The following is a 23,815-nucleotide window of genomic DNA, read 5'->3' on the forward strand; positions in this document are numbered from 1 at the left end:
GACCAAACGGAGCGAATCGGCTGGGGAGGGTGTGGCCTGCGGTTCTCATTTGGATCGGGATTCGCAGTGGTGGCGTCGTACATCGTGACCGATTTCGAGTCGAACTGCCCGACCGTTCCGACGGGGAAGGCGGACCCTTCGATACGCCTTTACTCACGGCCGGAAAGCGAGTGTATGTACGAGAGCGGACGGTTCGTCGCCGAGCACGTCACGCCGGTCACGGACGAACAGATCCAGCCCAACGGCGTCGATCTCACGCTCGAAGCAGTGTTCGAACAGCACGAGCCGGGCCAGATCGGGGTCGACGGCAAGGAGATCGGCGACCGTCACCGACGGCGCGAACACGTCACCGAAGATTCAGGGGCCGACGACACCGATTTCGGGGCCGACGACGCGACCGATCCGTACTATCTCCCGCCGGGCGGGTACGTCGTCCGGTACGCCGAAACCGTTCGGATCCCCGATGGCCACATCGGGTTCATCCACCCGCGCTCGTCGCTCATGCGAAACTCGTGTATGCTCAACACCGCGGTCTGGGACGCGGGCTACGAGGGACGGGGCGAGGGACTTCTTCAGGTCCACCACGACATCGAGATCGAGCGGAGCGCGCGCATCGCCCAGCTCGTGCTCGCCGAGGCCGACCACGACGGCCGATACGACGGGAGCTATCAGGGCGAGAACGTCGATTGACCCGGCGTCAGACCACCAGACGGAGCGCTACTCGTCCCACGCGATATCCTCGGTGCGGGCGGACTCGCGCAGGATGAACGGCCCGATCGAGAGGGTCCGCTTCGCGACCGTGGCGATCCGAAGGATGAACGAAAGCAGGAGCATGAACGGGATCAGCGCGATCGTCGAGGCGGCGCTTGCGACCAAGACGAGGTTCTCGACGCCGAACGTGGTGCCGGTGATCGAGCCGGGATTGGCGACGTACAGCATCATCGAGAGGACCACGACCAGCGCCGGTACGGCCGAGTAGAGCATCGCGCGCGAGAGGTTGATGAGCTCCCACTCGAAGTACAGCGTCTTGAAATGTTCGCGCGCCGGCCCGAAGAACTTGAGCACCTCGATCAGCCCCTCGAAGGCGTCGTCGGTTTCGTCGGTCACCGCGTCCCCGTGTTCGTTGCGGAGGCGGCGCGCCTCGTAGATCTTCCAGGAGTAGTTGTAATCCAGCGCAGCGAACAGGAGGTCGAACGTGCCGAACTGGGCGTCTTCGAGCTGGTTGCCGACCGTCTCGGCGTTTACCGTGAGGCTGTCGACGTAGTCCTCGGTGCGCTCTTTGAACTGCTCGTCCCGGCTCTCCGAGACGGCCTCTTCGAGCGCGTTCGCGCGGGTCTGGGTCACGTCGATGATCGCCCGGAGGAAACTCGACGGCTCCGGAGGACTGATCGGGGCCTCGATCGCGGTCTCGACGTCCTCGCGGAAGTCCATCGCGCCCGCCATCCGTTCGCGCTGGTCGTCGACCGCGCCGAGCTCCTGGGAGAGCACGAGCTGGTTGATGGTGACCACGAGGGTGACGCCGGTGATGATGGCGGTCAGAAAGCCCTGAAAAACGGTTTCGATGGGGTCACCCGTGGCGATCGCTCCCGAGATCGGTGCGGGATCGAGCACGCCGAGGAGAACGAGTGAGACGAACACGAGACCGAGAGGAATGGCCGCGATCACGCGACGGTCGGCGTCGAGCAACAGCCACAGCTTCGTCCGGCTCTCGCCGACCCGCTCGCGCATCGTGTCACTCGGCTGGTCGGCGTCCGACTCGGCCATACTCACCGTCCCATCGCTGTCGGGCAAAAGGTTGTGGTTGCGGCCGTCGGGAACGGAGTCCCGCTACCGACGGGAGCTCGTTCCGCTACGTATCCTCGTCGCTTTGGAGCTCTTCGAGCTCGGCCTCGACCGCGGGATCGGCCGACTCGTCACTACCGCCGTCGGCCCCGTTGCTGGCTGCCTCGACCTCGGAGGTCGCCGATTCGACGTCCTCACTCGTGGAGTCGCTCGCCGTTTCGGAGCCGCCGTCGGCCCCCATTTCGGCCTGGAGGGTTTCGAGTTCGGCGTCGACTTCGCTGTCGGAGCTGAGCGATTCGAGCTCACGATCCAGCTGGTCCTTGTCCGACAGGGCGTCCTCGAACGCGCCCGACTCTTCGAGTTCGTCCATCGCCGCCGCGCGGGCTTCCATGTCCTCGGTCTGCTCGTTCGCGCGCTCGATGGATCGGCCCACGTCCTCCATCTCGTCGCCAGCGCCCGTCATCGCTTCGGACACCCTCGTACTCGCCTCGGCGGCCTCGTACCGCGCTTTCATGCTTTCCTTTTTCGTGCGGAACTCCTCGATCCGACCCTGAAGGGTGTTTTTCTTCTCGACGAGCTGGTCCTGGGTGTTCTGGAGCTCCGCGATCTGACCTTCGAGGTCCTCGATCTGGGTCATCTTCTGCTTTTTCTTTTCGAGGGCCTGACGCGCGAGGTCCTCACGGTCCTGGCGGACGGCCTCGCGGGCCTGCTCGTTGTGTTTCTCGACGTTCTCCTCCAGCCGGCGCTTCTGGATCTCGAGGCGTTTCTTCTGGGTGGTGAGATCCGCGATCCCGCCCTTCACATCCTGCAACTGATCGCGGAGCTGTTCGTAGGAGTAATCCAGCGCTTCGCCCGGGTCCTCGGCGCTGTTGAGGACCGAGTTCAGCCGCGACCGGATGACGTACGACGCGCGCGAGAGGATTCCCATGCCGCCCGTTGGAGTCCCGTCATCTTAAAACACCTCCTACGCGAACCCCGGACGATGGACGTCGTGGTGCCTGGCGGTCGGGACGTGCGTGGAACGCTCGATCATCCCGACGATACGTCGGACGAGAGCATGGACTCGGAACTCGAACAAATCGTGGTCGCGTGTCCGCCCCATCCCCAGGACGGCGGAACGCGCTCGGATCGGCGGCTCGTAGCGGTGAGCGACGCACTCGGTGAACGTGGCGTTGCGTGTCTCCGGTTCGATTATGGGGAATGGGACGAGGGCCGTGGCGAGCAGGCCGACGTGAAAAACGCCGTGCGGTGGGCACACGAGCACGCCGATTCGGTCGGCCTCTTCGGGTTCAGTTTCGGCGCGACGATGGCGCTGTGTGCGGCCGCCGAGATCGAAAGCCTCCGAGCGGTGAGCGCGCTCGCGCCCGATCGCGGCCGCGAGGGTGCGGACGCGGTGGCCGCCCTCGACGGGGTCGACTGTCCGGCCCAGGTACTCTATGCCGAGCGCGACACGACCGCCGACTGGGAGCCGGTGGTTGATCGCGCCCGCGAGCTCGATCTGACGGTGACGGCGCTGTCGGCGGATCACTTCTTCGTCGGGCAGGCCGAGAAGGTGGCTGCGGAGGTCGTCGGGTTCTTCGACGAGGAGTGGTGACGCACGGCTGGCACCGCGGGCTCCGAAACGATTTTGTCCCCCGCTGGCGCACCGTTGATATGCCGACAACCCCCGACACCGGTCCCGGCGAGGGACCGAAGTTCGTTTTCGTCACCGGAGGTGTGATGAGTGGCCTCGGAAAGGGCATCACGGCCGCCAGCACCGGCCGACTACTCGCCAACGCTGGCTTCGACGTCACCGCCGTCAAGATCGATCCTTACCTCAACGTCGACGCCGGGACGATGAACCCCTACCAGCATGGCGAGGTCTACGTCCTGAACGACGGCGGCGAGGTCGACCTCGATCTCGGCAACTACGAGCGCTTCCTCGATGCGGACATGAGCTTCGACCAGAACATCACGACCGGGAAGCTCTACAAGAACGTCATCGAGAAGGAGCGAAGCGGCGATTATCTCGGGAAGACAGTACAAATCATCCCGCACATCACCGACGACATCAAGCGTCGCGTTCGGGAGGCTGCCGCGGGCCACGACGTCTGTCTGATCGAGGTCGGTGGAACAGTGGGAGACATCGAGGGCGGACCGTACTACGAGGCGATCCGGCAGTTCAGTCACGAGGAAGACGACGAGGACGTTCTCCTCGCCCACGTCACGCTCGTCCCGTACTCGAAAAACGGCGAGCAGAAGACCAAACCCACCCAGCACAGCGTGAAGGAGCTCCGCTCCATTGGTTTGCAGCCCGACATCGTGGTGGGCCGCTGCGAGGACGAGCTCGATCCCGAGACCAAAGAGAAGATCGCGCTGTTCTGTGACGTTCCCGAGGACGCGGTGTTCTCGAACCCCGATGTCGAGGACATCTATCACGTCCCGCTGATGGTCGAGGGCGAAGGGCTCGACAAGTACGTGATGGACGAGCTGGGGATCGAGGGCGAAGCGCTCCCTACCGACGAGCGCACGAGTCAGTGGCGCGACCTCGTGACCCGCGAGCAATCCGGTACCGTGACGATCGCTCTCGTCGGGAAGTACGCCCTCGAAGATGCGTACCTCTCGATCCACGAGGCACTCAAACACGCCGGTCTCGAACACGGCGTCGAGGTCGACGTGCTCTGGGTCGACGCCGAGGAGATGGCGAACACCCACGTCCAGCGGCTCAAGGAGGCCGACGGCGTAGTGGTGCCGGGCGGGTTCGGCACCCGCGGGACGACCGAGAAGATCGCTGCCGCGCGGTACGCCCGCGAGAACGACGTCCCGTTCCTCGGACTCTGTCTCGGCTTCCAGATGGCGGTCATCGAATATGCCAGAAACGTCTGCGGCCTCGACGACGCGCACTCGACCGAGATGGAACCCGAAACAGCGAATCCCGTGATCGGTCTGCTGCCCGAACAGTACGACATCGAGGACCTCGGTGGAACGATGCGCCTCGGTGCGCACGAGACCGATATCGAGCCCGAGACGCTCGCAGCCGACCTCTACGGCGAGTCGTGTACCGAACGTCACCGCCACCGCTACGAGGTCAATCCCGAGTACATCGACCGGCTGGAGGACGCAGGACTTCAGTTCTCGGGCCGAGCGAACAACCGGATGGAGATCCTCGAACTCCCCGATCATCCGTTCTTCTTCGGAACCCAGTTCCACCCCGAGTTCCGATCGCGGCCTGGCCGGGCGAGCCCGCCGTTCGTGGGGCTGCTCGACGCCGCGATGGAGGATGACGACCACCAAACGATCGACGAGGTCGAAGCCTGATGGTCGATACTGAATCGTTCATCGAGGAAGCCGTCGCGGAGATCGAGAACGAGGTCGGCGACGCGAACGCGGTGATCGCACTCTCCGGTGGCGTGGATTCGTCGGTCGCGGCCGCGCTGGCCTACGAAGCGCTCGGCGACCGCCTCACCCCGGTGTACGTCGATACCGGCCTGATGCGGAAAGGCGAGACCGAACAGGTCGCGGACACCTTCTCGTACATGGACAGCCTGCGGATCGTCGACGCCCACGACCGGTTCCTCGACGCGCTCGAAGGCGTCACGGACCCCGAGGAGAAACGCCACATCGTCGGCGAAGGGTTCATCCGGGAGTTCGAGCGCGAGGCCCGCGACACCGAGGCCGACTACCTCGTCCAGGGCACGATCTACCCCGACCGAATCGAGAGCGAGGGCAACATCAAGTCCCACCACAACGTCGGCGGACTGCCCGACGTCGTGGACTTCGAGGGGATCGTCGAGCCCGTTCGGGAGCTGTACAAGGACGAGGTCCGCGAGGTCGCGCGCGAACTTGGTCTCGACGAGCTGGTGGCCGAACGGATGCCCTTCCCCGGGCCGGGCCTCGCCGTCAGAGTCCTCGGCGAGGTCACCGAGGAGAAGTTGGAGGTCGCGCGCGAGGCGACCCACGCGGTCGAGGAAGAGCTCGAAGAGTACGATCCGTGGCAGGCACTCGCCGCCGTCATCGGCAAAGCCACGGGCGTGAAGGGCGACAACCGGGTTCACGGCTGGGTGGTTTCGGTCCGCGCAGTCGAGAGCCGCGACGGGATGACCGCTCGCGCCCTCGAAATCGACTGGGAGACCCTCCAGCGCCTCCAGAGCCGGATCACCGGCTCGCAGGAGAACGTCGCGCGCGTGGTCTATGACGTCACGCACAAACCGCCCGCGACCATCGAGTACGAGTGATGACGGGAGACGAAGTCGAGACGGCAATCGTCACCGGACCCGATCCCGAGGGACTCGGTGACGCGCTCGAAGCGCACGGACTGTCGGTGGCCAGGATCGACGGTGCGGCGAACCGGCCGGCGCTCGAAGAAGGTGGAGTCAGTGAGGCGGACCTGTTCGTGCTGACAGACGTCAGTCACGCGACCTCGATCCCGGTCGCGCTCGATCTCGCGGCCGATCTCCGAGTGATCGTCTACGCGCGTGAGTCGCTGCCCGAGTTCGCGAAGGGTCAGGCGGATCTGCTCGTCGATCCCGGGCTGCTGGACCCCGACATCGTCGCCGAGGAACTCGCGGGTTAGAACGACGCCGCAAGGTCCGTTGGCGATTCGTCACCCTCGACACACCGCTCTTCGTACACCGTCATGAACTCGCGGGCGACGCCGATCGCATCGTCGCGGCCTTCGACTTCCTCACGGAGGGTTTCGGTTTCGTCGCCACCCTCACGGATCGAGCGGACGCGCCAGACGTCCTGATCGGCGTCGGCGACGTTCGGCGATGTGGGCTGGACGACGAGTTCGATCCCGTCGGCGTGTTCGTATTGAAGCGGCCGCTGTGGATCGTACTGGCCGGCTTTTTCGTCGGTGTCGTCGATCTCCGTCCAGCCGCCGGGAAGGTCGTCAGTAGCGCTCATCGGCGGTGGGTTCGACTCCCCTGCGTAAAATCCCTCTCACCGGAGCGATCCGGCAAGATCCGCGAGGCGCTGATCGCCGTCGCGGACGAACGGGACGCCGTGGCCCATTCCGAGGACGTCGAACGCGGGCGCGCGCTCGGCGAGTGAGCGGACGCTCGCTGCGGCCTCGCGGGTGTCGTAGCTCACGAGCCACGGCGAGGCGTCGAGCGAACCGCCGCCCTCGAAGACGAGATCGCCGAGAAATCCCGCAGAGCGCTCCTCGCTCACGAATGCGGTGTGACCTGGCGTGTGGCCGGGCGTGTGATACGCCGTGAACGAGCCGACCTCCTCGCCGTCGTCGATCGCCGCAACCGGGAGGTCACAGCCGAGGAACGTCCCCGTGGCGCGCTGGAGCGCACCCTTGTGGTTTCGCCACGGTGGGTTCGTCTCGCCGGTGAGCATCGCGGCGTCGGCCGCACCCGTCCGCACCACCGCGTCGAGGTCGTCGAGCCGGTCGAGTGTGCCCACGTGATCCAGGTCGTAGTGGGTCAGGAGCACGCGTTCGACGTCTGCGACGGCGTGGCCCGCCGCTTCGATGCCGGCTGCGATGGCTCCCGCGTCGAGCGGCGTACCGGCGTCGACGAGCGTCAACACGTCGTCCTCCACGAGGTAGGCGTTCACACCGCGGAGGCCGAACCACCAGATGCCGTCGCCGAGCTGTGTGGCCATGTCGGGGGTACGACCCACGCGGTGAAATCTCCGGCGCTTGCGTCGGAACGCGAACGACGACACCACAGCCGGAGCGAACGAACGGGCTTAAATGCTTGCCATTTTCGATGTGTGATAATTAAACGCTGCTGTGTGCTTCCTCGACCAGTATTAGGGATAAACACGAGACAGTCCATAGTAGCTATAATCGCAAATGTGGCTTTCAACTACTACCTTCATGTCTGAGCACTAGCTGTATAGGGCGAACATACAATCCACTTTCGTCCGTATCGAAGGTATGGGTGCTAGTGATTCCCAGACCGAGATGGCGTCCGAGCGAGTTCCCGGCTTCCTTTACTTGGACATGGAACGAGTCCGGTCTATCGCATCGCGAATGGACGAAGGAATTGTTGAGGAAATGGTAGAGGCCGAAGAAGACGAGTTCCAATGGGCTAATCGTTTCACAGCCAGCGTCAAGGCTACACTGTACGGAATTGGTGGCTTTGCAGCACAAAATGAGACGGAAGTAGGTGAAACTAACACTGAGATCTCTGAGGAAACTAAATCCCTGCACCATTACTCGTATACACTACTCGAAGAGTGGCTAGATGGGGCCGAAACAGGGTGGTTCCACGACGTTGATACAATTCTTGAGGAATATGAGCGCCAACCTAATGTAGCACAGGGAGGAGTTCGAGATCGCATCGAAGAGGGCGATATAATACGGGTTACGGGAGATCTGGATCTTCTTGATTTTCAAACCAGTCTGGAATTTGCGAATGGTATATTTGAAGGATTCGACAACTTCGAACAAAAAGTAGAAGATCTTGATATTGACGAGAGATTGAAAGCAGAATATGATCTCGGAGAAATTACTGAGATCAATTCAGCCGAAATGGAACTTATTAGCTTGATCTTCGATCTCTTCGAAGATATGATGCCAGAGGAATATCGAAATATGGTCGCAGCCGAGATTCGAGCTCAAAATGAACACCCTGAGCCGAGTTTTTGGGGATTAGTAGAAAGCGAGAAGTTAAACTCGAATCCAGCAGAACTATTGTCTAAGTATCAATCAAGTAGCGTTCCTGATTGTACAGTTCTTGCTCGTGTGGAAACTATAACTACATCTGAGGGAGGGACTCAACCGGACGAGATGGATGATTTAAGTCTTGGCTCCTTCCACCACTTTACCGATGATATTGCAGCAGAATTCGGATTTAAAGTATCACACCCATCGATAGGGATTTCGCCGATCGCCATCTACCGTTAACGGGATACTTCCAATCTCGCTCGAGACCGTACCGCCTTTTGTGGTAATCTCGTGCAACCCGGTTTCGAGTCTGTATCGGATACTGGTTGTCGTCGCAGGATCGATCTTGCGCACTTACTGGCGGTTTCCGGCAGCTAAACAGCCGATAGGAGTGTCTTCTGTGGCGATTAGGACAGCACAAAACCGTGTATAGTTACTCAGTCTAAACGTGGGAGGGACAGAGGACAGACGACATGGAACACTCCTCCTCACGTCCCGACTGGGTGGCTGGGTCAGTCGGATTTATTCACAAGAACAGGTATGGAAAAAGTGTTTCGGCTACGGCAGGTTCAGCGACGACTAAGATAGTGTAGTAATAGTATTGTTGAGTGTTATGCGGCTGATGAACGAAGGACTCCGCGAGGCCGGCGTCGAGTACGAGGAGCCGGTGATTCACGCGGGGGCCGCCGAAACCGCGATCGTGCTCGCGGTGAACGAGGGGCTCGTCCGGACGGACGAGCTCGCGGTCGGCCACGAGGGCGATGTTTCGGCGTCGCGACTGCTCAGCGAGGGGTTCGACGCGATCAGCGAGAACGGTGTTCTCGGCGATCCGCGGGAAGGAACGGCCGAAGCGGGCGAAGCGATCCTCGAACGCATCGCGAGCGCGTACGCCGAACGGATCGAAACCGAACGCGACGCCGCCTGAAAACGGCCGATGCGGCTGGGGCGGCCGTCGCCCGTCTCAGAACGGGAGGCGCTGGTGGAGGAAGCTCGACGCGGTGCGCGAGAGCGACGGTCGCGCGATCTCGTCCATCTCCGCGTCAGTGAGTTCGAAGTCGAACACCTGGAGGTTGGCTTCGAGGTGTTCGGGACTCGTGGATTTGGGGATCGTCGAGACGTTCTCCTGCTGGACCAGCCACCGGAGCGCGACCTGGGCGGGAGTCTTGCCGTAGCGCGCGCCGACGTCACGGAGCACGTCGTCGTCGACCGCGCCGCCGTGGGCCAGCGGGCTGTACGCCGTCAACATGATATCGTTGATCTGGCAGTAATCCCGCAGCGTCGTCTGATCCCAGAAGGGGTGGTACTGGACCTGGTCGGCGAGAATCGGCGTGTCGGCGTGCTCGCGTGCGGTGTGGAGCCGTTCGACGCCGAAGTTCGAGACACCTATGTGCTCCACACTACCCTCGTCGACGAGCTCGTCCATCGCGCCGAGGGTTTCTTCGAGGTCGGCGACCGGGTTCGGCTGATGGATCAGGAGGAGGTCGACGTACTCGGTCCGGAGCTTGTCGAGGCTCTCGCGGGTCGAGTCGAGGACCGAGTCATGGTCCCGATTGCCGGCGTCGAGCTTCGTGGTGAGGAAGACGTCCTCGCGATCCACGTCGGCGGTGTCGATCGCCGCGCCGACTTCGCGCTCGTTGCCGTACGCCTGGGCGGTGTCGATCCGGCGATAGCCCAGATCGAGCGCGGTCGACACGGCGCGCCGGCACGTCGGACCGGTCATCCGCCACGTACCGAGCCCGATGGCCGGGACCGAGACATCCTGGATAGTGACGTGTTCCATACTGTAACGGGGAACGGCGCGCGTAAAACGCTCCCGTCTCGTGGCATTCCACCGTCCCGTCGTCCACCCGCTCAGACGGGCGAAACGGCTACGTGACTCGCCACCGTCGTCGGGGTGTGCTCGATCAGTATCCCGACCTCGATCCCGACGCGGGCGAAGTTCTAACCGAAGAACTCCACGTTAGCGACGACGTGCTCGTGAAGGCGTTCGTGCTCGGTCCCGGCGCGGCGGTCGATCCCCACGACCACCCCGGCGCGACCAACGTCTTCCACGTGCTCGACGGGACGGTCGTCGTGACGCGAGGCGACGAGGAAGAACGGGTGAGCGCACCCGGCGTGGTCCCCAACGAACGGGGGGCGGTCCACGGTGCGCGCAACGAAACCGACGAACGGGCGGTGCTCACCGCGAGTCTGTGTCCGCTGCCAAGTTGAGGCAACGACCGATCGAAGGACTGCGTTCGCGGCCGACGTTCTCGGGAGCACGTCGTTCGGCCGGAAAAACGGCGTGGCGGGATCGAGCGACCGACGATGGTGGTGGCGGTAGGTCGGTCGATTCGAACGCCCGCCCGACGTGATTGGCAGTAGCGGTGGCGGTGCCGCATCTCGAAAGAGACCGTCGGAACCAATGAATCTCACGGCCGTACTTTCGGCACCGCTCTATAGAGATATGTGAAAGACGTTGTCGTGAGCGACCCGACGACGAGTGGTCGGTCCGACGAGTCGAACGACCGCGAAACGATCCACACCGATCCCGTTCCGTATTCGTCAGGTGACGCCCGAGCGATCGGCGTCGAACCGTTCGTGGGCTCCCGAATCGAGGATTTCCCGCCAGCGCTCGACCGCGTCCCACACGTCGGCGTAGCCGGTGTACAGCGGCGACGGACACAGCCGGACGACGTTCGGCGGGCGGAAGTCGACCACCACACCGTCCTCGGTGAGCGCCTGGGCGATCCGTTCGGCCTCGGGGTGTTCGGTCGCGACGTGTCCGCCCCGTCGGTTGGGGTCTCGCGGAGTGCCGACGGAACACTCGAAGGAGTCGTCGAGGCGTTCGTCGACGAGAGCGACGAGATACGACGACAGGGCGAGCGACTTCTCACGGATCGCGTCGATCCCGACCTCCTCGATGAGATCGAGCGCACCGTCGAGCGGCGCGGCGCTGAGGATCGGGATCGTGCCGATCTGGTACGCACCGGTGTCGGCCGCCGGGGTGAATTGGGGGTTCATCTCGAACTGAGTTTCTTTCTCGTGGCCCCACCAGCCGGCGAGGGCGGGCGTCGCGCCGAAGTGCTCCTCGTTCACGTAGAGCCCCGCGATCGCGCCCGGGCCGGCGTTGAGATACTTGTACGAACACCAGACCGCGAAGTCGACGTCGTGGTTCGACAGCTCGTGCGGAACGACGCCGATCGAGTGCGCGAGATCGAATCCGGCGAGCACGTCCCGCTCGTGGGCTGCTCTGGTGAGATACTCGATATCGAGGAGCTGACCGCTCCGGTAGAGCACCGACGGCATGAACAGGATGCCCACGTCGTGGTCGTCCATCGCTCGGACGACACGCTCTTCGTCGATCGTCCGACCGTCATCGCTCTCGACGACCACGAGATGTTCGTCGGGGTCGAGACCGCGCTGGCGGAACTGCGCCCTGATCGCGTAGTGGTCCGTCGGGAAGTCGAGTTCGTTCACCAGGATCTTCGAGCTGCCGTCGAGCCCATCGAGGAAGGTCCCGATCAGCGTGTGGATGTTGACGGTGGTCGAGTTCGCGACCACCACCTCGGACTCGCGTGCGCCGACGAGCGGCGCGAGCCGGTCGCCGAGCCGCTCGCCGTAGCGAAACCACGGCGGGTCGGCGTCGGTCCAGCCCCGGATTCCCAGCTCCCGCCACTCGTCAACGGTATCGTCGAGCGCTCGCTCGGCGTCGGCCGACAGCGGTCCCAGTGAGTTCCCATCGAGATAGATCTCGTCGGGGACCGCGAATCGCTCTGCGCACCACGCCAACGGATCGTCTCGATCCAGCCGCTCGGCGGACGCTCTGTCGGCGTCGGACTCGTCCATGTGCCCGGGCTACTCGTTCAGGGTACAATGTCCTGTCGGCGCTCGGTTCGCTCGCACATCCCCTTGTTCCCGCCGACCAGCGGATGCGCACACTCATCCGAGTCGTTCGTGGACGGCAGTCGCTACGTCGTCGAACGCTTCGTCGGCGGCGTCGATCGAGCTTGCGAGGCTGAGGAACCCGTGAGCCATCCGGGGATAGTGGGCGTGATCGACGGCGACACCGGCGTCGCGAAGCCGATCGGCGTAGGCGACGCCCTCCGCGCCGAGCGGATCGAACCCGCAGGTGACGACGGTGGCCGGAGCGAGTTCCGAGAGGTCGTCTGCGTGGAGCGGCGAGGCGTCTGGATCGGTCCCGTCGGCGGGCGTCGGGAGGTACTGCTCCCAGAACCAGTTCATGTCCGCGCGCGTGAGGAGGCCCGACCAGTCATCACAGGGATCGGCGTCGGCGGCGTGATCGGTGATCGGGTAGAGGAGGAGCTGGTGGCGGAGATCGACATCGGTATCGCGTGTGTGACGCGCGACGACCGCCGCGAGATTGCCGCCCGCGCTGGTCCCGGCGACCGCGAGGCGGTCGGGATCGCCGCCGAACGTCTCGGCGTTCGCGGCCACCCACGAGAGCGCGCTCTCGGCGTCCGCGACCGCTGCCGGGAACGGGTGTTCGGGGGCGAGGCGGTAGTCGACCGAAACGACGATATGACCTGTGCGGCGAGCGAGGCGTCGGCAGATCGATCCCGCGGAGTCGAGCGTTCCCAGTGTCCACCCGCCGCCGTGATAGAAGACGAGTACCGGCGCGGGCGAGGCGACCGCTGGCCGGTAGAGACGGATCGGGATGTCGCCCGCCGGACCGGGAATCGATCGGTCGTCGACGCGATCGACGGCAGGGGCGTCGGTGGTAACGGTGAACACATCGTTCTCGCGCTGGCGTGCCCGATCGATCGACATCTCGTGCCACGCCGGCAGTCCCTCCCCGCGGCGGATCGCCGCGATGGCGGCCGCCATTGCGGGGTGGAGCGTCGATCGCAGGGAGTCTGTATCGGTTCGTCGTCGGGTCACTGGTCGATGTATCGATCCGTTCCGCCGCATCGGTCATCACTGTTCCGCTCGATCGAGACACCTAGTTCCGTCCCGCTGCTCCGTACAGCGATTCGCCAGCTCCGCCAGTGACGCCATCGCTGAAAGAGAGTGAACGTGTCGTGTCATCATACCATATTTTCAAAAATGGTTGGGCTGGGCGATACACTTAGTGTCGTGAGGGTCGAAACCCGAGACATGCCGAACGATGCCATTGAATCCGAGCGGGAGCAGATGGCAGCGGACGCCGGGTTCATCACGGAGGCAGAGGGTGCATCGACAGCGTCGGTGAGCACCGCGGAGTCGACGCGATCGGCGCGTGCGGTGGTGCTGTTCCGGCTGATCGAGGGGCCGGTGTCCCCAGAAGCGATCGGATCGGACACGCCGATCAGCGCCGGCCGAGCGCATCGGGCGCTGACCGAGCTCCACAAACGCGATCTCGTCGAGCTGCTCGTCCCCGAAGAGGCGTCTGACGGGCCGATCTTCGGCGTGACTGCCCGCGGCGAGAAGGCCGCGTTTCACATCGAGCAACAGAAAGCATAGACTCGGCTACTCGGTTCCGGGATCGTGGTCGTCGAACCAGTCGGTGAGCGCCTCGATCCGGTGGATCGCCCGGTCGGGATCGCCGATGTTGTGGTGCTCGTCTTGGTAGATCACGAGCTTCGAGTCCACACCCTGCTTTTTGACGCTGACGTGGAGCTGTTCGGCCTGCGTGGGTGGACACCGCCAGTCGCGCTCGCCAGCGGTCACGAGTAGCGGCGTGTCGATCTCACCGACGTCGGTGAGCGAGGAGAGCTCGCGATAGGCCTCGGGGTTCTCCCACGGCAGCCCGAACTCGTCTTCGTGCCAGTTGTGGTTGTCGTCGGTGCCGAACACCGAGTAGAAGTCGTAGATGCCGTGTTCGGCGGCCGCCGCCGCGAACCGATCGGTCGACGTCACGGTCGCTGCGGTGGTGATCCCACCATATGAAAAACCGGTGACGAACGCGCGGTCGCCGTCGGCCCAGCCGCGTTCGACGAGGTGATCGACTCCTGAAACCACGTCGTCGACCTCCTTTTCGCCCCGCGTTCCCCGTAGCCGCTCGCTGAACTCCCGGCCGTAGGAGGTCGATCCCCGGTAGTTCGGCCGGAGCACGACGTACCCCCGGCTGGTCCAGTAGGGAGTGTCGAAGCCGAAGGCCGGCGCATCGTAGGACATCGGCCCGCCGTGGACCGACGCGACGACCGGGCGAGCGTCGGGATCGTCGGGATCGAAACCGGACGGAAGGTAGACGAGCCCCTCGATCTCGATTCCATCGCTATCTTCCCACGTCACCCGCTCGAAGCCCGGAACCTGTCCCTCGTCGAGCAGTCCCTCGTTTGCCGTCGTGACGCGGTCGAGGGGATCGTCATCGGCGCTCGCGTGGCCGTCGATGGTTCCGAAGTCGGCGACATTGAGCGCGTACACGTCGGCGGCCGACGGTTCGCTGACGAGGACGGCGGCCTGTTCACCGTCGTCGCTCGTATCGAGCGCGCGGATCGCGCGGTCGTCGCCCTGCCACGGCGCGAGCCACGCCGGGTCGTCGGCGTCGGCGTCGAGTCGGACAGGAACGGAGTTTCCTTCGTCGGCGATCAGGGCGAGAAGCGTGTCCTCGTCGATCCACTGCGGACCACCGCCCCACGCGACGGTGCGATCCAGCGAGGCCGACACGCTGTGATCCTCGCCCGATGCGGCGTCGGCGACGAACACTTCCGAGGGGATGTACCAGTTGGTCGGGTCGCCGCCGACGAAGGCGATCCGGTCGCCGTCCGGGCTCCACGTCGGTGCTTGGAGCCGGCGGTCGGCGTCGGTGAGGCGCTCGCGGCCGGTGCCGTCGGGCCGAATCGTGTAGAGATCAAGCGCCATCGTGTCGTCGGGATCGTCGCCGAGGTAGGCGGTGAAGGCGATCCGGTCGCCGTCGGGACTCCATGCGGGCGCGAGCGGACGGCGACTCCCCATCTCGCCGTCGTTGGCGCGGTCGAGCCTGGTTTCCTCCCGACTCTCGATGTCGACGACGAACAGATAGGTGGTGACGGTGTCGGTCCAGCCCGATCCGTTGACCTTGTGCTGGAGGCGCTCGATCTCGATCGGACCGTCGTCGTCGACCTGCTCCTGATACCCCTCTTCCTCGTCGGTCGGATCGGGAGCCGCGACCACGATCCGGTCGCCGTCGGGCCCCCAGTCGAACCCGGTGACTCCCTCGGATCGGTCGGTGATCTGGCGTGCGTCACCACCGCGAACGAGATCGAACACCCAGACCTGGCTCTCCGGTCCGTCGTCCCCGCCGCCGTTGCCATCCCCACCCTCTCCGTCGTCGCCGTTTCCGTCCGCCGCGTCCTCCTCGTCGGCGTCGTCGCTCGGTTCGACCGCGAGTTCGGTGTCCTGCTCGCGGGCAGCGGTGATGGCGAGTTTCGATCCGTCGGGACTCCACTGCGGGCTGCCCGCGTCCGAGGCGCGTGTCAGCCGGTAGGGCTCGTCGGTGCCGTCGGTGGGTGCGACGAACACCGATCGTCGGCGTTCGTCCTCACGCTCGTCGGACTCGGTGGCGACGAACGCCACCCGTTCGCCGTTCGGCGACGTGGCGATATCGAGGATCGCGGTGTACTCGTAGAACGCGTCAGCCGGAAGCGGGGCGGTGTCGGGTGCCATACTACCACGCACGGAGTGGCCGGGTAATCAGACTGTGCCCCGCGGCAGTCGACTCACCGGGGCGTGCGCTCGCCGCGTCGCGTCCGCGGCGTCCCGCCTCGCTCGTTCTGGACCTACCACCAGAACGCGAACGTCACCCGGAACGTGCCGTACGCGCCGAGCGTCGAGAGCACCGGCACGACGTTCTGCATCACGATCACCCGGCCGGTCGTGCCGGGGTCGAACAGCTCGCCCGCGTCGGCCACGTCTTCGGGCTCCTCCTCGCCGATCTCGGGTGGCTCCTCGCCGGGTTCGTCGGCGGCCAGCGCGTCCTTCGAGAGCGGGGGCGTCTCCTCGCCGCGGAGCCCCTCCGAGACGGTGACGGTGCGGGTCGCCCGCCCCCAGCCGAGTCCGACGATCGACATCGTGGCGATGATGACGAAGGAGGCGGGGATGCCGATCGCCGAAAGCCCGATCACGATGCCCGAGGAGATCACCGCAACCACGATAGCCGCGGTCAGCGGCAGGGTGGTGATGTCGCTACCGAGGGTGTCGAGCGTCCGGCGCGCGATCGTGAACGCCCCGATGGTGACCGCGACGCCGCCGAGGATCATCAGCGGGTCGAGCGAGACGCCGGCCCCATAGAGCGGCGCGATCGCGTTCGCCATGTTCGACGTTCCCGCCGAGAAGGCCATGACACATGCGATGGCGACGACGACCACCGCGCCGGCCAGTTCTCGCATCGTGGTGTTCGCTCCGCGCTGGGGCGTCGGAACCGTTCCCGTTCGATCGAGTTCGAGCAGCGCCCCCTCGGTGCTCGTGATCGCGATCCAACGGTTGATCCTGGGGTAGAAGTACCGACCGACCACCATCGAGACCCAGAAGCCCACGAGCGGGGCGACGATCCACCAGATCGCGATCTCACCCATCACGGCCCAGTCGAGTTTTTCCGTGGCGACCCCGAGACCCGCGATCGCGCCCACGGCGGTCATCGACGTCGAAGCGGGGGCTCCCGAGTAGTTGCCTACGAACAGCGCGCCGCCGATGAAAAACAGGACGACGATGCTGGTCTCGATCGTGAACACGCCGGGATCAGTGAGTAAATCCTGGCCGAGTGTGTCCACGACCCGACGGCCAACGGTCCACGCGCCGAGGAAGAAAAACACCGACATCAATCCCGCCGCGCCGACCTTCGAGAGCACCCCCGCGCCGACTGCCGGGCCAAAGGCCGGGCCGGTGTTCGCACCGCCGATGTTGTAGCCGACAAAGAGCGCGACGACGAGACCCACAACGAGGAGAGGATCGACCATACCGAAAAGAGCGGGCAAGGTGGCTTAAACGACCCGCCTGGCCGGCGGTCTCTTCGAGTACGGCTCTCCAAGGGAACAACCGAGGAGGTTCGTCCTCGCTGTCCTGCAACTTCGCGCGACGATGCACGATCGACGGTATAACTATCCTCGACACCTACTCGTATGATAGACAATGAATCCGAACCGCGTCGATTCCATCGTCGACTTCACCTACGGCGTGCTGATCTTCGCCGCAGTCGCCCTGATCCTCACCGTCGGCACCGCGGTCGGCGTCGCGTTCGGCCTGGGCGTGCTCGTCGCTTACGCCATCCACGTCGGGTGGAAAATGGCCCGGTTCGACCCCCGGTGGATGACTGAGGAAACGACGAAAACGCTCGCCGAGGAAGTCAACGAGATCATGGACCGGGTCGAGGAGGTCAACGAGCGCGTCGACCGACGACCGCGCGAGGACGAGGTCGAGGAAGTGCTCACCGAGGAGGTCGACGAACGGGTCGAAGAGACGGTTTCGGAGGAGGTCGACGAGCGTGTCGAGGAAACCGTCGCCGAAGAGGTCGACGAACGGGTCGAGGAGACGGTCTCCGAAGAAGTCGACGAGGTCACGGAACGAGTGGAGGAGGTCAACGAGCGCGTCGATCGACGACCGCGCGAGGAGGAGGTCGAGGAGAAGATCGACCAACTGACCGAAGAACAGCGCGAGGAGGAGAGCCGAGACGAGGATAGCGACACGAACTGAGTCGTCGTCGCGTTCGGCCGCACGAGCCAGGCGGTCAGTACTCGGCGTTCGTCGACGGCATCGTTTTTCCCGGCACCCCCACCGCGAGGGTCGCCGCCAACGAGATCAGCGGGATCGGCGTGCGCACCATGGAGGAGGTCACCGACGATCTGGAGATCGTCGAGATCGAGGTGCGAGAGGACGCCCCGGCCGCCGGAAAACCTCTCGAACAGATCCGACTCCCCCGGGGCAGCCTCATCATCTCCGACGCCCGCGGCGGCCGGATCGGCGGGCCCGACACGGTGCTCGAAGCGGGTCATCGCTACGTGGTCGCCGTCGAGTCCGGCGTCGCCGACGAGGTGATGAACCTCCTGCGCGGGTGAGCGCGGCCGCGGGCCGGTCCGATAGTGCAGACGGGGACCGCTAGCCGTGCTCCATCCGCCACCAACGCTATTTCCCCGAGCGCCGTACGAACAGGTGATGATTCGCGTCCGGGATCTCCAGTACTCGTATGCCGGGGCGAACGAGCCCGCACTACACGGGCTCGACTTCGACGTCGAAGACGGCGAGGTGTTCGGGTTCCTCGGCCCGAGCGGGGCCGGTAAGACCACGACTCAGAAGGTGTTGATCGGTCTACTGGATGACTACGCGGGCGAGGTTCGGATGTTCGACCGTGACGTCAGCGAATGGGGGCGAGAGCTGTACGAACGTATCGGCATCTCCGCCGAGGCACCGAACCACTACCGCAAACTGACCGGACGAGAAAACCTCGAACTGTTCGCCTCGCTGTACGGCGGTGCAGCCCGCAGCCCGATCGAGTTGCTCGATCGGGTCGGAATGGCCGGCGCAGTCGATCGCCGGGTCGGCACCTACTCACGAGGGATGCAGATGCGTCTGAACTTCGTCCGGGCGCTGATTCACGAGCCCGAGTTGGTGTTCCTCGACGAACCCACCGCGGGTATCGATCCAGGGAACGCCCGTGCGGTGAAGACCGTCGTCGAGGAGCTCAGAAAAGAGGGCACAACCGTCTTCCTCACTACACACGACATGGCCGTTGCCGACCAGCTGTGTGATCGGGTGGCGTTCATCGTCGACGGCCGGCTCCCGGTGGTCGACACGCCTCGGGCGCTGAAGCTCGCTCACGGCGAACCGACCGTCGCTGTGGAATATCGCCCCGACGGAGCACTCGAACGCCGTGCGTTCCCGCTGACCTCCCTCGACGACGACCAGGCGTTCCACGACCTGTTGCGGAGCGGTCACGTCGAGACTATCCACACCGAGGAGGCCACTCTCGAGGACGTGTTCATCGCCGTGACCGGGGAGGAACTAACGTGAATGGACCTCCGAACGAGGGAGTCGCGGCCATCGAACCCGTGGTACCGGAGGCAGTGGCGTGAGCGCACTTCGGTCGATGCTGGCGTGGGACGTTCGTCTACAGAGACGCTACGGCTTCTATGCAGTCTATGCGATTCTCACCGTGGTGTTCGTCCTCGGCCTCCGGGCGGTGGGACCCGGGCTCCGGACCGACGCCGCAGTGCTGTTGATCGTCACCGACCCGACAGTGCTTGGGTTCTATTTCATCGCTTCGATAGTGCTGTTCGAAAAAGAGGAAGGCGTGTTGGACGCGCTGACGGTGTCGCCGCTGGGCGATCGGGGCTACCTCGTCTCGAAAGTCATCTCCCTATCGCTGCTGGCGGTCGTCGCTGCAACCTCGGTCGCCGTCTTCGGACACGGCTCACCATGGGGACTGGCGATACTGGTCGTCGGCGTCGCGCTGTCGGCATCGTTGTTCGTCCTCGTGGGGTTCGTGGCCGTCGCGCGCTTCGATTCGATCAACGAGTACTTCATCAGCGCCGTCGGCTGGGGGACGATCCTGTTCCTGCCGCTGTTCGGCTACGTCGGAGTTCTCGACACGCAACTGTTCTACGTGCTGCCCGTGCAGCCGACGCTGGTGCTCGTCACGGGCGGCTTCGAGCCGCTGGCCGCGTGGGAGGTGGCCTACGGGACCGGGTACTTGCTGGTCGGCAACGCCGTCGCGTACGTGTGGGCACGTCGGGCGTTCCGGCGTCACGTCGTCCGTGGCGGTGACCCCGGAGATCAGTTCGGTCGCGGTGAAGTGCCCCGGAGCCGAGAGCGGAGCGATCGAAGCGGGCTCGCGTCTCGCTCGCCGGCTGTCGGACTGGCACTCGCGGATCTCCGCAACTGGGTCCGGGACCCGATGTTGTCGATCGCCGCCGTCGGTCCGCTCGTGCTTTCGGTGATCATCAGGTTCGGTACACCGATCGTGGCGGACATGGCAGCGCCGGTACTCGAACTTTCCCCGTACTACCCGGTAGTCGCGGGATCGATGGCGGCGTTCGGGCCTGCGATCTACGGGTTCGTCGTCGGCATGTTCGTCCTGGAGGACCGCGAGCAAGGCGTACTCGCTGCATACCGCGTGAGTCCGCTGTCGGCCCGCGGATATCTGCTGTATCGAGGAGGGACGGCGTACGTGCTGAGTCTGCTGGCGACCCTCCCGGCGCTGGCCGTCATCGGCCTGGTTCCGGTTTCACCGGCGGTCCTGATCGGGACGGCGGCCGTCAGTGTGCTCGGTGGGCCAGTCCTTGCCCTGGGGTTCGGCACGCTGGCGTCGAACACTATCGAGGGACTCGCAATCAGTAAGCTCGTCAACGTACTCGTCCTCGGTCCCGCAGTCGTCATCGCGGTGGTGCCGGAGCCACTCCAGTTCGTCGCAGGAGCACTTCCCACGTACTGGCCGGTAAAGGCCTTCGTAGCGGGCACCAGCAGCGAACCCATCTGGCCGCTGTATCTCTTCGTCGGTGGCGTTTCACACCTGCTTGTGCTCGCGTGGCTCGGACGGACGTTCGCTCGGCGGGCCGACTAACAGACCGCCGATAATCGAGTCGTTGCCGGTGTGCGTGAATGAAGGCGCTATCGAGAACCACGAACGACGTCCGACGGACGTGCTCTGCGATATCGAGGCGATGCCGAGCACGACGCTCTGATCCACTCACGCTCGGTCGAGGGGATGTACTGAGGGCACTCACTCGGCGAGTTCGATCGGCTCCCCCCGCTCGGCGCTCTCGGCGAGCGCATCCATGACAGCCATCGTGCGCTCGGCCTCGCGGGCGTCGGTTCGCGGCCGGCGGTCGTGGCGAACGCAGTCGACGAAGTGTTCGACCTGGCGGCGGTACTGGTCGATGTCGGGGAACCGTTCGATGACCTCGCGGCCGTCGACCGCGTATCGGAGCGTGGCCTGGTCGTCCTCACGCGGGACGAACGCCGGGTCGGCTTCGAGCCACCCGTTTTCGGCCTCGATCCGGTAGAACTGGGTGTCCTGGGTGTCGAAGCTACATGACACCTCGGCGGTCGCGCCCTCGGCGTATTCGAGGAGTCCCGCGAGCTGGGTGTCGACGCCGCAATCCCGGCTGTCGGCCGCGCTCGCGTACGCACGATCGGGCTCACCGAGGAACAGCCGCGCGGCGGTGACGGCGTAACACCCGACGTCCATCAGGCTCCCACCGGCGAGGTCGGGATCGAGCCGGATGTCCTCGGCGTCGCGGCCGAGCGGGAACTGGAAGGACGATTTCACGAACCGGACATCGTCGAGCTCCTCGCGGACCACCTCGACCGCGCGCTCGGTCCGGGGATGGTAACGGTACATGAACGCCTCCATCAGGGTGACGCCGCGCTCGTCGCAGTATTCACCCAGTTCGCGCGCTTCGGCCGCGTCGACGGTCAGCGGTTTCTCACAGAGGACGTGACAGCCGGCATCGGCCGCCCGCCTGGTCCACTCGGCGTGGCGGGCGTTCGGCAACGGGTTGTACACCGCCTCGATGTCGTCGTCCGCAAGCAACGCCTCGTAGGAGCCGTACGCCCGGGGAACGTCACACTCGTCGGCGAAGGCTCGGGCGCGCTCCTCGTCGCGGGAGGCGACCGCGAGCGCTTCGTGTTCCGTGGCCTCGATGGCCGGGAGCACCGCGATCCGTCCGATGTTCGCCGTGCCGAGGATGCCGAATCGCATGGCGTCACTCGACAGCGCCAGTGAGAAAAACCATCCGCCGGACGCCCGCAGCGATCTCCACCTGCGTGTCGCGTCGGTCTGGAGGCAGGGGTTCGCCTCCGACGATCCGGGATCGACGGGCGAGTTAAGACCACCCGACCCGGGTGAGGAGACATGGATCCAACGGCGGACATGGCGGCGTTCCGGCAGGCGGTCCGCTCGGGCGAGCGCGTCGTCGGCGGTTGGGTGTCGATCGGTCACCCGGCGGTCGCCGAGATCACCGGAGCGGCGGGCTACGATTTCGTGACGATCGACACGGAACACGCCGCGAACAGCATCGAGACGGTCGAGAACCTCGTCCGGGCGGTCGACGCCGCGGGCGACGCGGTCCCGATCGTCCGCCCGCCGGCCGCCGATCCGGTCGCGATCAAGCGGGTTCTCGACACCGGTGCTGGAGGGATCATGGTGCCACGGGTGGATTCCGCCGAGACGGCGGCCAGGGTCGTCGAGGCCACCCGGTATCCGCCGACGGGGGTCCGGGGGACCGCCGCGGGTCGTGCCTCGGGGTACGGCCGGACGTTCCCGACGTACCTCGAACGGGCCGACGACGTGCTGACTCGGATCATCCAGATCGAGACGGCAGCGGCGGTGGCAGCGGCCGGCGATATCGCCGGCGTCGAGGGAGTCGACGCGCTGTTCGTCGGTCCGACCGACCTCTCCGCCGCGCTCGACGTTCATCTCGACTTCGACGCCGACGACTTCCGGGCCGCGGTCGAGGAGGTGATCGACGCTGCAGCCGACGAGGACGTGCCGGTCGGAGTGTTCGCGACGGAGCCCGACCGGATCGACGACTGGCTGGCGATGGGATTCGACTTCGCGATCCTGGGGTTCGATGCGGCGTTCCTCGTGGAGCGAAACGAGACGATGCGATCGGCCTTCGAGCGAGCAGCGGCCGAATGCGACGGAACACAGCGCTAAGCGACAGTGGCAACGGTCACGGAGTCGGCAGCGGCTGTGCAAGCCGAACTCAACCAGGTACTGGAGCGGTGACGGGTTCGCTGGTTAGTCAGCGACCGACGACAGGAATCCGAAGGATCGGATCTACTGATCGTCGCGTGTGGCGAGCCCGGCGAGATGTGGCGCTTCCTCGATCACGATGTCCACGCCGAGGCGGGCGGCGTCCTCGCTGCCGGGTAGACAGAACACCGGCACGCCGTTGCCGCCGTCCTCGGTCCCGCCGCCGCTCGAACTCCGGTCGACGATCCCCGCGGTCGCACGGGTGGCGACGACCCGTGTGCCGATCTCCTCGCGCGAGAGCGCGCGGAACAGTTCGCCGAACCCGGGAAGCTCCTTCCCGAACAGCGGCCGGACGGCCTCGATGGTCACGTCGTCGGGTGTGACGCCCGTGCCACCAGTGGTGACGACGCAGTCGACGTCCTCGCGCCCGACGAGGGCGTCGACGCTGCCCTGGATGCCGTCGTGGTCGTCGTCGACGAGTTCGCGAGTGGCGACCTCGTGCTCGGTGTCCTCGATCGCGGCCGCGATCGCGTCGCCCGCGGGATCGTCCTCCAGCGTTCGGCTGGTCGAGATCGTCACGACCCCGATACCGATCGAGCCGAAATCGTGAGCGTGAGCGTGGACGGCGTCTTCGTCGTGATCGTGGGCAGCATGGTCGCCCCCGTGATCGGCGTGGCCGTGCTCGTGGTCGTCCGCGCCGTGTGCGTCGTCGGGATCGCCGCCGTCGGTGCGTCGCATGGGCGAAACTACACCTGCGCGACCAAAACCCGCCGGGTTTTTGCCCACACCGGCCGTGGTTCGGGTATGCGCGGTTCCGAACGCCGATCGGCGGGGCGTGGGGTGTC

The 23,815-nt window shown here is 65.1% G+C and carries 25 protein-coding genes; 14 read left to right on the plus strand and 11 right to left on the minus strand.

Going from position 1 to position 23,815, the window contains the following annotated elements:
• Positions 1–141: 141 nt before the first annotated feature.
• Positions 142–690 carry a deoxyuridine 5'-triphosphate nucleotidohydrolase gene (locus tag PHA81_RS01800; protein ID WP_273835165.1) on the plus strand — a complete coding sequence of 183 codons (549 nt, stop codon included), beginning with the start codon at positions 142–144 and terminating at the stop codon, positions 688–690.
• Between the two features lie 27 nt (positions 691–717).
• Here PHA81_RS01800 and PHA81_RS01805 read toward each other — a convergent pair whose 3' ends face one another.
• Both PHA81_RS01805 and PHA81_RS01810 read right to left on the minus strand, forming a co-directional pair.
• On the minus strand, positions 718–1,764 hold the full coding sequence (locus tag PHA81_RS01805) for a hypothetical protein (RefSeq protein WP_005045735.1): 1,047 nt from the start codon (positions 1,762–1,764) through the stop codon (positions 718–720).
• An 85-nt stretch (positions 1,765–1,849) separates the two neighbouring features.
• Positions 1,850–2,710, minus strand: a complete 861-nt coding sequence (locus PHA81_RS01810) for a PspA/IM30 family protein (RefSeq protein WP_005045731.1) — start codon at positions 2,708–2,710, stop codon at positions 1,850–1,852.
• Between the two features lie 54 nt (positions 2,711–2,764).
• On the opposite strand from PHA81_RS01810, the gene PHA81_RS01815 reads away from it, so the two are divergent.
• Genes PHA81_RS01815 through PHA81_RS01830 form a run of 4 tightly spaced genes read left to right on the plus strand, consistent with a single transcriptional unit; the run spans position 2,765 to position 6,334 of the window.
• The gene (locus PHA81_RS01815; RefSeq protein WP_005045728.1) at positions 2,765–3,376 is read left to right on the plus strand and encodes a CocE/NonD family hydrolase; all 612 of its coding nucleotides are present in this window, start codon (positions 2,765–2,767) and stop codon (positions 3,374–3,376) included.
• Between the two features lie 59 nt (positions 3,377–3,435).
• The gene (locus PHA81_RS01820; protein ID WP_005045726.1) at positions 3,436–5,079 is read left to right on the plus strand and encodes a CTP synthase; all 1,644 of its coding nucleotides are present in this window, start codon (positions 3,436–3,438) and stop codon (positions 5,077–5,079) included.
• Positions 5,079–5,996, plus strand: coding sequence for a glutamine-hydrolyzing GMP synthase (gene guaA, locus PHA81_RS01825; RefSeq protein ID WP_005045722.1), 918 nt, complete (start codon positions 5,079–5,081; stop codon positions 5,994–5,996). Before PHA81_RS01820 ends, guaA begins: the two co-directional genes overlap by 1 nt.
• Positions 5,996–6,334 (plus strand): hypothetical protein, encoded by a 339-nt coding sequence (locus tag PHA81_RS01830; RefSeq protein ID WP_005045718.1) that lies wholly within the window; start codon positions 5,996–5,998, stop codon positions 6,332–6,334. The genes guaA and PHA81_RS01830 overlap by 1 nt, the downstream gene beginning before the upstream one ends.
• On the opposite strand, the gene PHA81_RS01835 is transcribed toward PHA81_RS01830, so the two are convergent.
• Entirely contained in the window at positions 6,331–6,666 is a 336-nt protein-coding gene (locus PHA81_RS01835) for a hypothetical protein (RefSeq protein ID WP_005045716.1), read from the minus strand. The genes PHA81_RS01830 and PHA81_RS01835 overlap by 4 nt on opposite strands.
• 36 nt (positions 6,667–6,702) lie before the next feature.
• Entirely contained in the window at positions 6,703–7,374 is a 672-nt protein-coding gene (locus PHA81_RS01840; protein WP_005045713.1) for an MBL fold metallo-hydrolase, read from the minus strand.
• A gap of 277 nt (positions 7,375–7,651) precedes the next feature.
• Here PHA81_RS01840 and PHA81_RS01845 point away from each other — a divergent pair, with 277 nt between their 5' ends.
• Both PHA81_RS01845 and PHA81_RS01850 read left to right on the plus strand, forming a co-directional pair.
• A complete protein-coding gene (locus PHA81_RS01845) occupies positions 7,652–8,623 on the plus strand; it encodes a hypothetical protein (RefSeq protein ID WP_005045711.1) in 972 nt (323 codons plus the stop codon).
• Between the two features lie 382 nt (positions 8,624–9,005).
• Positions 9,006–9,308: a creatininase family protein gene (locus PHA81_RS01850; protein ID WP_241430420.1), complete on the plus strand. Its 303-nt coding sequence runs from the start codon at positions 9,006–9,008 to the stop codon at positions 9,306–9,308.
• Positions 9,309–9,344: 36 nt separating this feature from the next.
• On the opposite strand, the gene PHA81_RS01855 is transcribed toward PHA81_RS01850, so the two are convergent.
• Entirely contained in the window at positions 9,345–10,163 is an 819-nt protein-coding gene (locus PHA81_RS01855; protein WP_005045706.1) for an aldo/keto reductase, read from the minus strand.
• Between the two features lie 116 nt (positions 10,164–10,279).
• Here PHA81_RS01855 and PHA81_RS01860 point away from each other — a divergent pair, with 116 nt between their 5' ends.
• Positions 10,280–10,594, plus strand: a complete 315-nt coding sequence (locus tag PHA81_RS01860) for a cupin domain-containing protein (protein WP_005045704.1) — start codon at positions 10,280–10,282, stop codon at positions 10,592–10,594.
• 333 nt (positions 10,595–10,927) lie between these two features.
• Here the strand turns inward: PHA81_RS01860 and kynU are convergent, their stop codons facing one another.
• Entirely contained in the window at positions 10,928–12,211 is a 1,284-nt protein-coding gene (kynU, locus tag PHA81_RS01865; protein ID WP_005045702.1) for a kynureninase, read from the minus strand.
• A gap of 93 nt (positions 12,212–12,304) precedes the next feature.
• The gene (locus PHA81_RS01870) at positions 12,305–13,210 is read right to left on the minus strand and encodes an alpha/beta hydrolase (protein WP_005045701.1); all 906 of its coding nucleotides are present in this window, start codon (positions 13,208–13,210) and stop codon (positions 12,305–12,307) included.
• 270 nt (positions 13,211–13,480) lie between these two features.
• Between PHA81_RS01870 and PHA81_RS01875 the strand changes: the two genes are divergently transcribed.
• A complete protein-coding gene (locus PHA81_RS01875; RefSeq protein WP_005045699.1) occupies positions 13,481–13,825 on the plus strand; it encodes a hypothetical protein in 345 nt (114 codons plus the stop codon).
• Positions 13,826–13,831: 6 nt separating this feature from the next.
• Here the strand turns inward: PHA81_RS01875 and PHA81_RS01880 are convergent, their stop codons facing one another.
• Together PHA81_RS01880 and PHA81_RS01885 are read right to left on the minus strand one after the other, a co-directional pair.
• The gene (locus tag PHA81_RS01880) at positions 13,832–15,949 is read right to left on the minus strand and encodes a S9 family peptidase (protein WP_005045697.1); all 2,118 of its coding nucleotides are present in this window, start codon (positions 15,947–15,949) and stop codon (positions 13,832–13,834) included.
• 113 nt (positions 15,950–16,062) lie between these two features.
• Positions 16,063–17,238, minus strand: a complete 1,176-nt coding sequence (locus PHA81_RS01885) for an inorganic phosphate transporter (protein WP_273834870.1) — start codon at positions 17,236–17,238, stop codon at positions 16,063–16,065.
• A 172-nt stretch (positions 17,239–17,410) separates the two neighbouring features.
• On the opposite strand from PHA81_RS01885, the gene PHA81_RS01890 reads away from it, so the two are divergent.
• The 4 genes from PHA81_RS01890 (at position 17,411) to PHA81_RS01905 (ending at position 20,834) form a co-directional block, all read left to right on the plus strand.
• On the plus strand, positions 17,411–17,971 hold the full coding sequence (locus tag PHA81_RS01890) for a hypothetical protein (RefSeq protein WP_005045694.1): 561 nt from the start codon (positions 17,411–17,413) through the stop codon (positions 17,969–17,971).
• Between the two features lie 128 nt (positions 17,972–18,099).
• The gene (locus tag PHA81_RS01895) at positions 18,100–18,333 is read left to right on the plus strand and encodes a TrkA C-terminal domain-containing protein (protein ID WP_005045692.1); all 234 of its coding nucleotides are present in this window, start codon (positions 18,100–18,102) and stop codon (positions 18,331–18,333) included.
• A 97-nt stretch (positions 18,334–18,430) separates the two neighbouring features.
• The gene (locus PHA81_RS01900) at positions 18,431–19,285 is read left to right on the plus strand and encodes an ABC transporter ATP-binding protein (RefSeq protein ID WP_005045689.1); all 855 of its coding nucleotides are present in this window, start codon (positions 18,431–18,433) and stop codon (positions 19,283–19,285) included.
• Between the two features lie 58 nt (positions 19,286–19,343).
• Complete coding sequence (locus tag PHA81_RS01905) at positions 19,344–20,834, plus strand: ABC transporter (protein ID WP_273834873.1); 1,491 nt, start codon at positions 19,344–19,346, stop codon at positions 20,832–20,834.
• Between the two features lie 159 nt (positions 20,835–20,993).
• On the opposite strand, the gene PHA81_RS01910 is transcribed toward PHA81_RS01905, so the two are convergent.
• Positions 20,994–21,974: a Gfo/Idh/MocA family oxidoreductase gene (locus tag PHA81_RS01910; RefSeq protein ID WP_005045685.1), complete on the minus strand. Its 981-nt coding sequence runs from the start codon at positions 21,972–21,974 to the stop codon at positions 20,994–20,996.
• A 153-nt stretch (positions 21,975–22,127) separates the two neighbouring features.
• Between PHA81_RS01910 and PHA81_RS01915 the strand changes: the two genes are divergently transcribed.
• The gene (locus tag PHA81_RS01915) at positions 22,128–22,931 is read left to right on the plus strand and encodes an aldolase/citrate lyase family protein (RefSeq protein WP_005045683.1); all 804 of its coding nucleotides are present in this window, start codon (positions 22,128–22,130) and stop codon (positions 22,929–22,931) included.
• 123 nt (positions 22,932–23,054) lie between these two features.
• Here PHA81_RS01915 and PHA81_RS01920 read toward each other — a convergent pair whose 3' ends face one another.
• Positions 23,055–23,708 carry a MogA/MoaB family molybdenum cofactor biosynthesis protein gene (locus tag PHA81_RS01920; protein WP_005045682.1) on the minus strand — a complete coding sequence of 218 codons (654 nt, stop codon included), beginning with the start codon at positions 23,706–23,708 and terminating at the stop codon, positions 23,055–23,057.
• Between the last annotated feature and the right edge of the window lie 107 nt (positions 23,709–23,815).

Source organism: Halococcus sp. PRR34, from assembly GCF_028617175.1.
Lineage (GTDB): Archaea > Halobacteriota > Halobacteria > Halobacteriales > Halococcaceae > Halococcus > Halococcus salifodinae.